This window comes from Olleya sp. AS48 (assembly GCF_038900355.1).
In the GTDB taxonomy this organism is placed as follows: Bacteria; Bacteroidota; Bacteroidia; order Flavobacteriales; family Flavobacteriaceae; genus Olleya.
This window is the reverse complement of record NZ_JBBMRD010000010.1, coordinates 1-15,035: the sequence shown is the minus strand read 5'-3', so window position 1 is coordinate 15,035 and position 15,035 is coordinate 1. Positions and strand designations below refer to the sequence as shown.

The 15,035-nt window shown below is 32.8% G+C and carries 11 protein-coding genes and 1 tRNA gene; 4 read left to right on the top strand and 8 right to left on the bottom strand.

Annotated elements, in window-relative coordinates:
• The first annotated feature begins 48 nt into the window (after positions 1–48).
• Together WNY60_RS12220 and WNY60_RS12215 are read left to right on the top strand one after the other, a co-directional pair.
• Positions 49–543 carry a hypothetical protein gene (locus WNY60_RS12220; protein WP_342862541.1) on the top strand — a complete coding sequence of 165 codons (495 nt, stop codon included), beginning with the start codon at positions 49–51 and terminating at the stop codon, positions 541–543.
• Between the two features lie 241 nt (positions 544–784).
• A complete protein-coding gene (locus tag WNY60_RS12215; RefSeq protein WP_339808500.1) occupies positions 785–1,222 on the top strand; it encodes a hypothetical protein in 438 nt (145 codons plus the stop codon).
• A 69-nt stretch (positions 1,223–1,291) separates the two neighbouring features.
• Here WNY60_RS12215 and WNY60_RS12210 read toward each other — a convergent pair whose 3' ends face one another.
• From WNY60_RS12210 to porU, 7 genes are all read right to left on the bottom strand, one after another.
• Positions 1,292–1,978 (bottom strand): SDR family oxidoreductase, encoded by a 687-nt coding sequence (locus tag WNY60_RS12210; RefSeq protein WP_342862540.1) that lies wholly within the window; start codon positions 1,976–1,978, stop codon positions 1,292–1,294.
• On the bottom strand, positions 1,968–2,930 hold the full coding sequence (locus tag WNY60_RS12205; RefSeq protein WP_145001041.1) for a M28 family peptidase: 963 nt from the start codon (positions 2,928–2,930) through the stop codon (positions 1,968–1,970). Before WNY60_RS12205 ends, WNY60_RS12210 begins: the two co-directional genes overlap by 11 nt.
• Positions 2,931–3,025: 95 nt before the next feature.
• Positions 3,026–4,669, bottom strand: a complete 1,644-nt coding sequence (locus WNY60_RS12200; protein WP_145001043.1) for a pyruvate dehydrogenase complex dihydrolipoamide acetyltransferase — start codon at positions 4,667–4,669, stop codon at positions 3,026–3,028.
• 3 nt (positions 4,670–4,672) lie between these two features.
• Positions 4,673–5,674: a pyruvate dehydrogenase (acetyl-transferring) E1 component subunit alpha gene (pdhA, locus tag WNY60_RS12195; protein ID WP_292942325.1), complete on the bottom strand. Its 1,002-nt coding sequence runs from the start codon at positions 5,672–5,674 to the stop codon at positions 4,673–4,675.
• Between the two features lie 98 nt (positions 5,675–5,772).
• Positions 5,773–6,255 (bottom strand): cytidine deaminase, encoded by a 483-nt coding sequence (gene cdd, locus WNY60_RS12190; RefSeq protein ID WP_342862539.1) that lies wholly within the window; start codon positions 6,253–6,255, stop codon positions 5,773–5,775.
• A gap of 80 nt (positions 6,256–6,335) precedes the next feature.
• Positions 6,336–7,535: a type IX secretion system outer membrane channel protein PorV gene (gene porV / locus WNY60_RS12185; RefSeq protein ID WP_292942320.1), complete on the bottom strand. Its 1,200-nt coding sequence runs from the start codon at positions 7,533–7,535 to the stop codon at positions 6,336–6,338.
• Between the two features lie 33 nt (positions 7,536–7,568).
• Positions 7,569–11,462 carry a type IX secretion system sortase PorU gene (gene porU / locus WNY60_RS12180; RefSeq protein ID WP_342862538.1) on the bottom strand — a complete coding sequence of 1,298 codons (3,894 nt, stop codon included), beginning with the start codon at positions 11,460–11,462 and terminating at the stop codon, positions 7,569–7,571.
• A gap of 266 nt (positions 11,463–11,728) precedes the next feature.
• On the opposite strand from porU, the gene gldJ reads away from it, so the two are divergent.
• Both gldJ and murF read left to right on the top strand, forming a co-directional pair.
• Positions 11,729–13,411: a gliding motility lipoprotein GldJ gene (gene gldJ / locus WNY60_RS12175; RefSeq protein ID WP_186439169.1), complete on the top strand. Its 1,683-nt coding sequence runs from the start codon at positions 11,729–11,731 to the stop codon at positions 13,409–13,411.
• Positions 13,412–13,477: 66 nt separating this feature from the next.
• A complete protein-coding gene (gene murF / locus WNY60_RS12170; RefSeq protein ID WP_342862537.1) occupies positions 13,478–14,755 on the top strand; it encodes a UDP-N-acetylmuramoyl-tripeptide--D-alanyl-D-alanine ligase in 1,278 nt (425 codons plus the stop codon).
• Positions 14,756–14,792: 37 nt separating this feature from the next.
• On the opposite strand, the gene WNY60_RS12165 is transcribed toward murF, so the two are convergent.
• Positions 14,793–14,867 (bottom strand) — tRNA-Val (locus WNY60_RS12165).
• Positions 14,868–15,035: the final 168 nt, after the last annotated feature.

Sequence of the window (15,035 nt, the reverse complement as noted above, 5' to 3'; positions counted from 1 at the left end):
AGAAAAGCATTTAAAAAATAAGTAAATTGAAATCTTAAAAATCACCTTATGGAATTTGTACAACAGTATTTACAAAGTGAGCGTTTACTTGGCTTAAGCGCAGGAATTATAGGCTTATTATCTATTACTACTGGTATAATTTTTTACGTTAACAAACCACAATTTAAAGTCTTTGCGATTACCATGTTAATCATTGGATTAATAGAAGCTGGATTATTTATAACTGGTTACTTTTTAGTAAACAATCAAAATAACGTAAATAAAAAAATAGAACAATTTGAAAGTAATAAAGACAACTATTTAAAGACTGACAAAATAGTTGTGGATAAAAACCTGAAAGCCTTTTTTATCCTTAAATTAATTTATGCCATAACGTTTATAACCTTAGCTATTGTGTTATCTAAGATTAACCTTAAACCCATCTATTTTGGCATATTTACAGCTTTAATGATCCATCTAGCTGCTGCTATTGTAATTGATACATTTGGAGAACGTTATACTAAAATATATAAGACCAATATTGAAACTACATTAAAATTATAATCACTTAATAATTAGTTTTTATAGCGATGGGCTTAATAATTAATCCCTGATAATAAGGATTCAATAAAAGGATAAAAACATCGATATCCAACATAAACCAACTAAAGACTATTAATAATTTAGATTAAATGTTAAAAATATACGATTAAACAATAGAAAAATTTGTTTTATAATTAAAAATATCTTTTCTTAGTATTATATTAATAGCATTCCCTTTACACCTAACTGATTAATAGCAACTATGAGATTTTCCCTTATTCTCTTGTTTGTGCTTTCACTAAGTACATTACAAGCTCAACAAAATAACGTTGAAACAGCAAATTCTACCGACTATCTGCAAGTCACTAGATATAGATTACAACCAAAAGATTTAAATCTAGACCAAGTTATTGACACTGAAAAAGTCTATATAAAAATATATTATAATGAAACCGCTAGTATTGTGGATGATTATAATTTTTTTAAACCTAAAAAAAACGAAATCTTATTTTTTTACGGAACCAATGCTGAGAACCAAAAATCAGAAATGTTTTTTAAAGTTCATGACAGCTTAAAAGACGTCTATAAAAAGAAAGATTTTAATCAATTAATGCAAGTCATTAAGGTTTTAGAATACAATGTCTTTTCTGAAGATAAGTTTTCAAGTGCTGAAGCCTACGCTGCATTAGAACGTGTGTAATACAAGTATTATATTAAAAAAAATGGCTGACTTTTAATTAAGTCAGCCATTTTTATTTGGTGTAGTTTTTTATGGTGTGGAGTTAGAAACCTGTAACAGTTTACCGTTGTATAATTTATGTCCAGTCAATGCAAAATTAGCCATATAATCTGCCATTTGCTTAGCTGTAGTTGGTGCTTGATAACCTGGAAATGCTTCTTCTAACATTTCAGTCTGCACAGCCCCTAACGCTAACACGTTAAATGAAGGTCCATTTTCTTTATACTCCTCTGCTAAAAGCTCAGTAAGCGTAATAACAGCACCTTTACTTGAGCTATATGCAGACAGTCCTGCAAACTTCATACTACCCTGTACGCCTCCCATTGAGCTAACTGTAATAACATGACTATCTTTATTCATATAAGGTAAAACAGTCCTTGTCATTTCGGCAACACCAAACACGTTTGTTTTATAAATGTTTTCAAATTCGTGCATACTTGTTTCTGCAAAAGGTTTATTTAAAACAGCTCCTGCATTATTGATTAAAATATCTACTTGTTTCCAATTATCATTAATAAAAGCATTCACTTTTTTATAATCTTCAGTATTACCTAAATCAAACGAAAAGGAGGTTATATTATCAAAATGAAGGTTATTTACAGGTTGTGCATTTCTTGACAATGCTAAAACGTTATGGCCTTGATTAGCAAAAATGTGCACTAATTCAAACCCAATACCACGACTAGTTCCTGTTATAATTATATTTTTAATTTTCATTTAATGTAATTTCTTTTGTTGGTGTATTACTCATTTTTTCAATACCTGGAATAATACTATTAATTAATTGTACCATATGATTGTAATCTAACTTATCTGCTTCATCATCTACGTGGTGATAATAGTCGTAATTAGATAAATCGCATGAAGAGATCGTATGACATGGTAAGTTGAACTCTTTGTAAAAAGCATAATTATCTGACTGTCTAAATAGATTATACTTGGCAGCAACCTCTGAATAACCTACTACTTTAGTACCAGAATATTCATTAATTTTTTGTGCTATATTAGACTTATCAAAACCTGTAACAAATGCAATGTAATCTCTGTCTTTAAAAGGCACACCAATCATTTCAAGATTAATCATTGTGTACATATTAAAATTATCTTGTTTTAATCGTTTTGCTAAATGCGCAGAACCTAATAAGCCTTTTTCTTCCGCAGAAAAAGTTACAAAAAGTAAGCTTCTTTTATTAGTCTTTTTAGCACCAAAATATTTTGCTAAGGCTAAAACACCACTAGTTCCAGCTGCATTATCATTAGCTCCATTAGCTATACTATCATTTGCAACCGTTTTACTTTGACCTATATGGTCATAATGTGCACCAATTACAATAAATTCATTTTTTAAAGTAGCATCATTACCTTCTAAATAGCCAACCACATTGTAAGCGTCCAAATCACCTACTTTAAAATTGTCACGATAGGTGTCAAAAAATGGCTTAATACCATAAGCATTAAACTTAGACTCAACATAGTTTGCTGCTTCACCAATACCTTCTGTTCCTGTATTTCTTCCTTTAAGATCGTCAGATGCCAAAAAAGTTACAATATCTTCAATTTCTTGGGTAGTAACAGTATAATCTTTTGGATCTAAAGAGGTCGTATCAACTTTTGTTTTACAAGCATTAACCATTACTGCTAATGCGCATACTAATAATATTTTTTTCATATTTAGTTTGATTTGACTTTAAAGATAAAAAAATCCCAAATCAAATATATTGAAATGGGATTTTATATAATTTAAATTTTAGCTATTGCAAAACCTTATACTAACATCGTCACTGGATTTTCAATATACCCTTTTAATGTTTGTAAGAATTGTGCTCCTGTTGCTCCATCTACAGTTCTGTGATCACAAGCCAACGTTAACTTCATAGTATTTCCTGGTACCACTTGACCATTTTTTACTACTGGTTTTTGAACTATTGCTCCTACTGAAAGTATTGCTGAGTTAGGTTGATTGATGATAGACGTAAAACTCTCTATACCAAACATCCCTAAATTAGAAATAGTAAAAGTACTACCTTCCATCTCATCTAATGATAGTTTTTTATTTCTAGCACGACCTGCATAGTCTTTAACTGCTGCTCCAATTTGTGGTAAAGACTGCTCATTTGCAAACTTAACAACTGGTACTAACAATCCATCTTCAACAGCTACTGCTACTCCAATATGAACGTGATTATTTAATCTCATTTTATCGTCAAACCATTGTGAGTTGACTTGTGGATGCTGACGTAATGCTAAAGCACATGCTTTAACAATCATATCATTAAAAGAAATTTTAACGTCTGGAATTGAATTATACTGAGTTCTAAACGCCATAGCATTGTCCATATCAAACTCTACATTTAAATAGTAATGTGGCGCAGAAAACTTAGATTTAGCTAAGTTTTTAGCAATTGCTTTACGCATTTGAGAGTTTGGTTTCTCATCAAAATCTTCCTGTCCTGATGCTACAAATTTAGCAACTGGTGCAGATGATTGTGCTGCTGCAGCTGGTGTAAAGTTTTCGATATCGCGTTTAACAATACGTCCATTTTCTCCAGATCCTTTTACAAGAGATAAAGTAATCCCTTTTTCTTCAGCCATTTTTTTAGCTAAAGGCGATACAAATATACGACCTGTAGACGTGTTAGATGTTTCTGCTTGAGCAGTTGCTTCTGGTTTATTATCTTGTTTAGCCTCTTGCTTAGGTGCATCCTTTTTAGGTGCTTCTTTTGGCTTATCGCCTGTTTTAGTATCACTACCTGATACTTTAAAGTTTTTAGCTATACCAGAAACATCAGTCCCTTCAGGTCCAATAATTGCTAATAATGCATCTACTTTAGCCGAGTCACCTTCCTCTAATCCGATATATAATAATGTACCAGACTGGAACGATTCAAACTCCATAGTAGCTTTATCGGTTTCAATTTCTGCAAGGATATCTCCTTCTTCTACTACATCACCTACTTTTTTTAACCATGTTGCTACAGTACCTTCTTCCATGGTATCACTTAACCTTGGCATTGTAACTACTGTTACACCTTCTGGAATATCTTGTGTACCTGAGCTAGATTGATCTTCTTCAGTTACTGTATCTTCTGTACTCTCTTCAGATTTGTCTTCAGTCGTTTCTGGAGAAGACGTTTCATTACTACCGTTTAGCAACTCAGAGATATCTTCACCTTCTTCACCAATAATAGCTAAAAGTTGATCAACTTTAGTTGTTTCGCCTTCCTGTACACCAATGTGTAATAAAACACCTTCATGAAAAGACTCAAACTCCATCGTTGCCTTATCGGTTTCGATTTCTGCTAAAATATCTCCTTCTTCTATTTTATCTCCTACCTTTTTTAACCAAGCAGCGACAGTCCCTTCTTCCATGGTGTCACTTAAACGTGGCATGTTTATAATTTCTGCCATAGCTTATTTTATTTTATGGTCTATAAATGGATAATCTTCTTGATCATAAACAGCGTCGTACATCACATTTTTTTCTGGATATGGAGACTCTTCTGCAAATTTCTCACACTCAGCAACCTGTTGTTTAACACGCTTATCAATTACTTTGATATCTGCTTCTGTAGCATAATCGTTATCAAGTATGATTTGTTTAACCTGAGTTATAGGATCTAATTTTTTGTATTCTTCTACTTCGTCTTTTGTTCTGTAGTGTTGTGCATCAGACATAGAGTGACCTCTATAACGATACGTTTTAACCTCTAAAAATGTTGGTCCATCACCACGACGTGCACGTTGTATAGCTTCGTCAAATGCTTCTGCCACTTTAATTGGATTCATTCCGTCAACAGGTCCACAAGGCATTTCATAACCTAAACCTAATTTCCAGATATCTGTATGGTTAGCTGTACGCTCTACAGATGTACCCATTGCGTAACCGTTGTTTTCACATACAAAAACTACTGGCAACTTCCATAACATTGCTAAGTTAAAAGACTCATGCAAAGACCCTTGTCTAGCTGCACCATCACCAAAACAACATATGGTTACACCATCAACACCATGATATTTGTCTCCAAAAGCAATACCTGCTCCTAAAGGAATTTGTCCTCCAACAATACCATGACCTCCATAAAAACGGTGTTCTTTAGAAAATATATGCATAGAACCACCTAAACCTTGAGAGGTTCCAGTTGCTTTACCAAATAATTCTGCCATAACACGCTTAGGATCCACACCCATACCAATTGGCTGTACGTGGTTACGGTAAGCAGTTATCATTTTATCTTTGGTTAAATCCATTGCATGTAAAGCTCCTGCTAACACAGCTTCTTGCCCATTATACAAGTGTAGAAAACCTCTAACTTTTTGTTGAATGTAGACTGCTGCAAGCTTGTCTTCAAACTTTCTCCAAAACAGCATGTCTTCATACCATTTTATATACGTTTCTTTTGTTACTTTTTGCATTGGTGACGTTTGTATTTTTTTAACGAATAACAAAAGTAACACTTTAGTTATTAATGAAAAAACTGAAAATAGTTATTTTTGTTACGAAAACGATATAGTTACAGTGCTGATTTATCAAAAATAAGCGGAAGCAGGTTTGCTAATGAATTTGAGCGTACTACTTTACCTGTTTCTCCCATAAAAAACAGCTCGATTGGAATGTCTTGTTTCACCTCGTATTCTGCAATTGCCTGTCTACAAGCTCCACATGGTGGAATTGGTGTTAGCGTTGGATGCACTTGAGATCCAGCTATTATAGCCATTTTTACAAATTTTGCTTTTGGGTATTTTGCACCAGCATAATAAATCGCTGTACGCTCTGCACATAATCCTGATGGATAAGAGGCGTTTTCTTGATTACTTCCGGTAACAATTTCTCCGTTATCTAGTAATAAGGCTGCTCCTACACTAAACTTTGAGTAAGGTGCATAGGCATTGTTTCTAGCTTCTGAAGCTTTACTCATTAATGACTGTACATCTTCTGAGAGGTCACTAATATTATCAAATACCTGTAATGTTGTTTCAATTTTTACTTCCTTCATAATTTAAATATACGCAACTATTTTAGACAAAAAAACTATTGTTTTCACAATAGTTTTTAAGTTGTTTTATTTATTACTGATTAATACTCATCATACGTTCCTGCTCCTAAATTAAAGGTTAAAGAAAAACGTAGTGTACTTTCCAGTGGACTTTGCACTTGAGAGGCTGAGAATAAATATGATAAATCTACATTTATAACATTATATTTAAATCCTGCTCCTAATGCAAAAAACTTACGTGCACCTTTTGTTTCGTGCTCATTAAAATATCCTGCTCTAAATGCAAATGAATCTTGATAAGTATACTCTGCACCTAAGGCATAGGTAAATTCTTGTAATTCTTCTTTAAAACCTCCTGGAGCATCTCCAAAAGATTGAAATACACCAGATAAAAATGGCACATCTGGATCTTCACCTGATACTATATAAGTAGGCTCATCCGCATTCTGAACACCATCTTCATTAGTATCATCAAAACCTAAAAGAGGAGGTGTTGGCACTAATAACTTAGAAAACTCTGCAGTTACACCAACAGTATTGTATTGATCTAATATAAAATCAAAACCTGCTCCTAATCTTAAATTAGTTGGTTGGAAATTATCTTGACCAGCTTCATCATACTTAAATTTTGGACCTAAATTCTGGATGGCAAATCCACCTCTCCAACGACCATTAAAATCGTTATAGGCTTGCTCTTCACTTTGATAATATCCTGAAATATCCACACCAAAAGTACTTGCTGCTTTAGTATCATTATCTCCAATATTAAGTTTCAAATCAGATTGCAAGTAACGCATAGCTACAGACATCCCGAATTGATCGCTTAATCGTAAGGCATAAGATACATCTACTGTAAACTCGTTTGGTCTTTGCACCAAAGCTTCAGAAAACTCGTCCTGAACAAACTCGATATCACCTAAAGAGAAATATTTAAAACTAGCTGCAAATGCACTATTATCATTTAGTCTATTAAAATAAGTTACGTTACCTAAAAAGATATCGTTTACTAACTTACTTAAATAAGGTGTGTAACTTATAGCAACACCAGATTTTGTTTCTGAAAACACATATTTTGCAGAATTCCATTGCTGAGAGAATGCGTCTGGAGAAGTTGCAACACCCATGTCACCCATTGCTGCTGCTCTAGCATCTGGAGCTATTAATAAAAACGGTACTCCTGTAGTAATTACTCTAGTATCGTTTGGGTTAGTAATAGTCGTTTGCGAAATACCCTTAAGAGATAAAAAGAAAGCTATCGCTATTAAAATTTTATTTTTCATGAATCAATTTTAGTTAACAAATATAATTTTTTATTAGAGGATTACAAGTTTCTCTATTTTTTCTACTGATTTATTGGTGCTTTTTGAATGGACTTTTAATTTATAAACATAGGTTCCTTTTCCTATTTTGTCTCCAAAATCGTCACGACCATCCCAAATAATGTCTCTAGAAGTAGATTTTACTGTTTTACCACCTACTAATGATGTTTGACCATTTAGCGTTTTTACTAATTTACCAGATATAGTAAATATTTGTACAGAGATATCTAAAACCTCTGAGCTGTTATGACTAAACCAAAACTCGGTGTAATTAACAAATGGATTTGGATAGTTTAGTACGTTATTAATAACTAAACTTTCGTTTTCATTGTACACTACAAATTGGATTTCAGCTGTAGCTGAATTATTATATACGTCCCAAGCTTTAAGGGATAATGTATGTAAACCTGGCTCTAAATCCCTAAAAGGAAACCCTAAAGACCCTCTTGTATAATCGTCAACATCTGTTAAGTAATAGTCATTTAAAACGTATGGATTAACCTCGTCACCATCCAATAAAGCCACAATATCGTGACCAATTCCACTTGCGGTATTTATTCCGTTTTCATCCTGAAATTTAGCTATAAGTGTTGGCGACTCGTTGGTAATTCCTCCAGAAACAAAAGCCTCATCATTCATAAACAACGTAATAACTGGTCCAATATTATCCTCTGCAGCATCAGGATTAATACCACCGATTTTAACGGTTTCGATACTAGCACCTGACTTATCGTTTAACGTATTATCTTGGGTTGCATAAAAACTAACTTTACCAGTTCCGACAGGGATACCAATATCTTTAGGAACTATAAAATCAAATTCAAATTGTCCATTAGTAATAGTGGCTTGACCTCTAAAAACAATAGATCCCAATGTTTTATAATTTAGCTTAATTAGCGATGTGCTATTGTAAGTATTATCATTCGCTAATGTTTCTCTTTCAATTTCTTTATCAAAAATGGTCGTTGTTAAGATACCATTATAATTAGTTAACACATTACCATTTACATCTGTTACTTCTCCTGCTAATTTAGCATAACTTAATGCTTGTAATACATCTGTATCCTGAGTAATTGGCACATCGTTAATTTTAGTAAGTCTAATGTTTGGATCTGGAAATGCTAATTTTAGCGCTGGATCACCAATACAAAATGCTAAGTTTTTTTGAGAGTTAGAAAAATTGGGGTCATTTTTAGCTAATCTTAGTGCTTCTGCAACAGATGGATATTCGTAATCACTATATGTATCTAATGTACTATATGAAAATAAATACTCTTTTAAAATCTTATTAAAGTCTTTTCCTACCGTTACAAAAATCTGTCTTGTAGTGGTTACTAACGCAATTGCTCCAGCGGATTTATTCCAATAAATTAACTCTCCAGCAGTTACCCTTAAAGGGTTATCAAACCTTGTAAACTCACAAGTTACTGTTACAAATAGATTTAGCTTACAATCGTTATTTAAAGCTTCAGCATCATCTTTTTGAAAAATACGTTCAAAAGCCAAACCGTCTTCTCCTCCATGCCCAAAATAATTAACCATGATGGCTCCTTTTTCGATAGCATTAGTAATAGCTTCTGTTACTTCTGGATATCTATCCCCTCCAGCAGATGCTTCTTGTTGGTAGGAGTCCGTGTGTATTTTAGTTACATTTATAAAAGGTTTAAATTGTGCAACTTCATCTGCAATCTCGTCTGTTGTTTCTTGTAATGTTGCTTCCCAAGCCTCATCAACATCATCAGATATTACTACAAAATTATTACGCCAACTACCTAAGGCTCCTTTTGAATAATAGACTTCAATTTTATCTACCATTTCTTTAGCTCTTTGCGGTGTATCTGCCACTATTCTACCAACTGCTACATCTAATTTATGGGAATTATTGTAGGCATCAATATTACCTTCATTTGCATCTAAATAAGCATAAAAGTCATCCGATATAAATGAATTTGACAAGTTAAAACTGCTGTAAGCATTCCAAGTTGGAAAATTATACGTGTTATCGGATATTCTACCTTTATAGTCAAATGAGGAATCTCCAAAAATGCATAAATACTTTACGCGATTATTTGGCGTACTAGCATTATCATAAACATATTTTACAAAATTCCTGATACCTGCTATATCTGGATTTCCGTTTGAAAACTCATTATAAATTTGGTCTAATGTTACAACCTTTACATTAAGATTATTTTTATCTCTGTTAATTTGCGCCAATCGTTGTGCTTGAGACAAATGAGAACTGGTGGTCAGCATTAAATAGTCAACATCCTGAAAGCTACCTTGATTATTTAAAAATATAGTTCCTTTTAAATTTTGATTATTTACTCTACTGTTACTTGCCAAATTTGGTTCAAAATAATCCTGAGAACTAACAGTCACAAACTTTTTTAAACTACCCATTGGTGCATTAAAACTAATTGTACCTGCTGCTGCAGAATTACTTATTGAAGAAACATCATATAAATTAGTTACATCCCAAACCTCTTGTACCTGAGCTGCATTAGAAACCACATAATTGGCTACACCTGCAGTTGACGCTGTTTGATTATTTTTAAATACAAATTGTTTTCCGCTAAAAGTTAAAGCTCTTGTGGCTTCTACAGCAACATAATCTAAATAAGAGGTCGCACTCGGGTTTCCTTGATTATTAAAATCCAAAGCAACGTTTACACTATTGCTAGCCACAGATGTTGTCCCTTGATAAGAGCCTCCTGTTACATAAACACCATCTATTGGACTAGTCGCATTCATAGATATATTACCAACAGCATTACTATTTACACTCAAAGCAAAACCACTAGCACTAGATGAAGTAGACACTGTAACCACTTTTAAACTCACAGGAACAGAGGTTACTAAATTAGGAAAATCAAAATTAAAGGATTGCGAGTTTTCTACTCCAAAACGCTCACCAAACCATCGTCTTCCAACAAAAATTATATTCGTTTCATCTATTTCATGAAACTTATAATCTTGAAAGGTATTAACCACCAAATCCGGAGTACCTGTTGCCTGGCTAAAATTTTGGATCCTTTTACCTTGTCCAGAACTAATATTAAGATAGTAAACCGCTTTATTGCTGTACGGATTAATATTGGTATTAATATTACTATCCGACACATTTGCAGAAGGTCCGACAGCATAAAACAACACATAATCGTTATCATTAAAAACACCATCTTCCTCACCTACCACTTTAATAGCATTTTCAGTGGGATCAAAAGGAAAATTAGCACTATTTGCAAAAGGCATCATCATACCTCCATTTCCATAGATTTTTAAATTTCTTGGATCAAAACTAGAAACGTTAATTCCCATTTGATTTAAAAACGACTTTGAAAGCTTAAAAACACCAGTTTTAGGTATTTCAAACTTATACCATTCACCACTATTCAAAACAGAATTTGTGATAACTTGAGAATTATTTAATCTGCTACTATTATTAGTTGCAGAGTTATTATACTTAATAGTAAAGCTAGTTACCTTCTTATAATTATTACCTTCTTTTACAATAGGACTTAAAGTAAAAACAGCATAATTAGTGGTTCTAGCAGCTCCATTTTTTAAAGAAAATTGTAATGTTGTTGGTATTGTCGATAGGTTAACATCCTTTAAATCTTCTCTAGCAATAGGAAGATAATTAACGTTGGTTACTTCAATAGAGTTTTCGGCAACAAAACCATTTACAATCCATTGCTCCACAAACTGCAAACCTTCTGACAAATCAAAAGAGAAGTTTTTAGAAGGTGAAAACGTAGGTATATTTAAAGAATAACTATCTGTAGCATAAGTTTGGGTATTATCCCATGCTAAATTAAACTTTTTTTCTTGTGAAAATATTGGCGTTAGGTAGAGTACTAGTAGTACTAATAAAATCTTTTTCATTGCATTAATAACGTCTTATTTTAAATGATATTACTTAAATCTTAATAATTTCATAAAAACAAGTCAAAATTACGATAATAATTTTTAATAACCTGCGTTATACAGTTCCAAAACATCGATTAAAAGCAAATTTAATATCGATGTAACGTAAAAAAATAGGATGAAATGCATTTAAATTTTACTCAAAAATAACATTTTATGTTGTTTTGTTGGGTTTAATTATTATATTGCGACTCCAAAAAAACATTATTAGCTTACATAAACGCATGAATATGAAAAAAGTAATTGTATCAAGGTTGTTATTCGTTTTAGCGATTTCTTTGACCTTGGTTGGTTGTAAAAGATCTGGTAGCGGTAGTAATACCTCAAGAGCTACTGGATGGCAGATTAACTCTAAAGATGGTGGTTTTCAATACAATACCAAATTTAAAGAACAAGAGACTGCTCCAGGATTAGTTTTTGTAGAAGGTGGAACTTTTACAATGGGTAGAGTCCAAGACGACGTTATGCATGATTGGAATAATACTCCTAATCAACAACACGTTCAGTCTTTTTATATGGACGAAACTGAAGTAACTAATAAAATGTATTTAGAATATTTAGATTGGATTAAAAGAACATATCCACCTGAAGAAGAAAATTTCAGAGCTATCTACAATGGTGTTTTACCTGACACGTTAGTTTGGAGAAACCGTTTAGGTTACAACGAAGTTATGACAGAAAACTACTTACGTCATCCAGGTTACGGAGAATACCCTGTGGTTGGAGTAAGTTGGATTCAAGCTGTTGAGTTTGCTAACTGGAGAACTGATCGTGTAAATGAGCTTTACTTACAACAAGATGGTTACTTAAAGCAAGGAAGCCAATTAGAAGCTACTGCAGATGCTAATTTTAGTACAGATACTTACATCAATGCTCCAACACAAACGTTTGGTGGTAATGAAGACATTATAAAAGGAGGAAAACTTAGACCTCAAACTAATGCTGCAGGTGACGAAATTAATGTTTTTGCATCAAGAGAAACAGGTATTATATCTCCTAAATACAGACTACCTACTGAAACTGAATGGGAATATGCTGCTTTAGGATTATCAGAAATAAGAAGCTACAACGTCTACAGAGGTCGTAAAAAATATCCATGGGATGGACAGTACACACGTTCTGGAAGTCGTAAAATAAAAGGAGACCAATTAGCTAACTTTAAACAAGGTAAAGGTGATTATGGTGGAATTGCAGGATGGTCTGACGATGGTGCAGATATTACTGCTCAAGTTAAATCTTACGCTCCTAATGATTACGGTTTATATGATATGGCAGGAAATGTTGCAGAATGGGTTGCCGATGTTTACAGACCAATAGTAGATGATGAGTTTAACGATTTTAACTACTATAGAGGTAACGTTTATACTAAAAATGCAATCAACGATGATGGTACAGTTAAAATTGTAACTACAGACGAAATTGTTTTTGATACTCTTCCAAACGGAAAAGTAGTACCTAGAGATTTACCAGGAGAAATTGCTACACAACCAATAGACGAAGAAGAAACTTACTTAAGAACAAACTTTGATAGAAGTGACAACCGTAACTTTAGAGATGGTGACTCACAATCTTCAAGATACTACGCTGATAGATTTGGAGATGACGAAGGAGAAGCTAACGAAGATGCTTCTACACGTAAAATGTACAATGCACCTAAGCATAACATAGAAATGGATTCTTCAGGAAATATGATCAGAGAGTATGACAAATCCAACAAACGTACCTCTTTAATAAACGATGAGGTAAGAGTTTACAAAGGAGGATCTTGGAAAGATAGAGAGTACTGGTTAGATCCTGCACAAAGACGTTATTACCCACAAAATATGGCAACAGACTATATTGGGTTTAGATGTGCAATGTCTAGAGTTGGTTCAAAATCTAAAGGAACACGTAAGTCTAAAAACTAAAAATATTATTTTTAATATATTAAAAAGTCCTAACATTTGTTAGGACTTTTTTTATACTTTTATTTCATGAAAATAGACGCATTACACCAACTTTTTTTATCCTGTACATCCATAAGTACAGACACTAGAAAAGTAAAAGATAATTGTATGTTTTTCGCTTTAAGCGGAGAAAATTTTAATGGTAATACCTTTGCAACCGAAGCTTTAAATAAAGGCGCCAAATACGCTATTATAGACGACCCTAAGTATAAGACTACAGATAATACTATTTTAGTAAAAAATAGTCTAAAGACACTGCAAGAGTTAGCCACATATCATAGAGACTACCTAGGTTTAAAAATCATTGCCTTAACTGGAAGTAACGGAAAAACAACAACCAAAGAGCTTATTAATGCTGTAATATCTCAAAAATATAATACTACAGCAACCATAGGTAACTTGAATAATCACATTGGTGTACCTTTAACATTACTATCTATGGATAAAAATACTGAAATTGGTATTGTTGAAATGGGAGCAAATCATAAAAAAGAAATTGCTTTTTTATGTAACATAGCTAAACCTGATTATGGATACATTACTAATTTTGGTAAAGCCCACTTAGAAGGCTTTGGAGGAATTGAAGGCGTTATTGAAGGTAAAAGTGAAATGTATGAGTACTTGATAAGCAATAATAAACAAGTATTTTTTAACGCTGAGGATCCTATTCAAAAAGATAAACTGAGTACTTATAATAATAAGATAGGTTTCAACGATAGTATAACAAACAATTACAATTACACCTTATTAGACACCAATCCATTTGTTTCGTTTAAAACAGAAGACAAGGTTATCAACTCTAATTTAATAGGCACATACAATTACACCAATTTATGTGCAGCTTGTACAATTGGTAGACATTTTAAATTGACAATACATCAAATACAAAATGCAATTAAAAACTATGTACCAACAAATAATAGGTCTCAAATAATTGACAAAGATAGTAACACTATTATTCTAGATGCCTATAATGCTAATCCATCTAGTATGGACGTGGCATTAAATAACTTTAGCATCCATAAGGCTAAAAACAAAATAGCAATATTAGGAGACATGTTTGAATTAGGGATTTCTGCTGCTGCAGAACATCAAAATATAGTAAACCTATTAGCTGATTTAGATATTAATAAAGTAATTTTAATTGGTGAAAATTTTTACAAAACTAAATTACACCATACCAATTTAGAACAATATAAATCCTTTGAAGATTTTAAAAACAATTACAAAACAATTAAAGACAGTGCGTTATTAATAAAAGGCTCTAGAGGAATGGCTTTGGAACGCGTATTAGAATTATTATAAATAAAAAAATCCGAAACATTTGTTTCGGATTTTTTTGTGGGCGACAAGGGATTCGAACCCCTGACCCCTTGGGTGTAAACCAAGTGCTCTGAACCAACTGAGCTAGTCGCCCTAATAATAGGTTTGCAAATATATGTTAGATTTTGATTAAAAACAAAATTCCATATCAAATAATAACATAAAAAAATCCAAAACTAAGTTCTGGATTTTTTTGTGGGCGACAAGGGATTCGAACCCCTGACCCCTTGGGTGTAAACCAAGTGCTCTGAACCAACTGAGC

Bases quoted from the DNA above. Each gene is read 5' to 3' on its own strand.
- WNY60_RS12220 (WP_342862541.1), top strand. From the start codon at position 49: ATGGAATTTGTACAACAGTATTTACAAAGTGAGCGTTTACTTGGCTTA.
- WNY60_RS12215 (WP_339808500.1), top strand. From the start codon at position 785: ATGAGATTTTCCCTTATTCTCTTGTTTGTGCTTTCACTAAGTACATTA.
- WNY60_RS12210 (WP_342862540.1), bottom strand. From the start codon at position 1,978: ATGAAAATTAAAAATATAATTATAACAGGAACTAGTCGTGGTATTGGG.
- WNY60_RS12205 (WP_145001041.1), bottom strand. From the start codon at position 2,930: ATGAAAAAAATATTATTAGTATGCGCATTAGCAGTAATGGTTAATGCT.
- WNY60_RS12200 (WP_145001043.1), bottom strand. From the start codon at position 4,669: ATGGCAGAAATTATAAACATGCCACGTTTAAGTGACACCATGGAAGAA.
- pdhA (WP_292942325.1), bottom strand. From the start codon at position 5,674: ATGCAAAAAGTAACAAAAGAAACGTATATAAAATGGTATGAAGACATG.
- cdd (WP_342862539.1), bottom strand. From the start codon at position 6,255: ATGAAGGAAGTAAAAATTGAAACAACATTACAGGTATTTGATAATATT.
- porV (WP_292942320.1), bottom strand. From the start codon at position 7,535: ATGAAAAATAAAATTTTAATAGCGATAGCTTTCTTTTTATCTCTTAAG.
- porU (WP_342862538.1), bottom strand. From the start codon at position 11,462: ATGAAAAAGATTTTATTAGTACTACTAGTACTCTACCTAACGCCAATA.
- gldJ (WP_186439169.1), top strand. From the start codon at position 11,729: ATGAATATGAAAAAAGTAATTGTATCAAGGTTGTTATTCGTTTTAGCG.
- murF (WP_342862537.1), top strand. From the start codon at position 13,478: ATGAAAATAGACGCATTACACCAACTTTTTTTATCCTGTACATCCATA.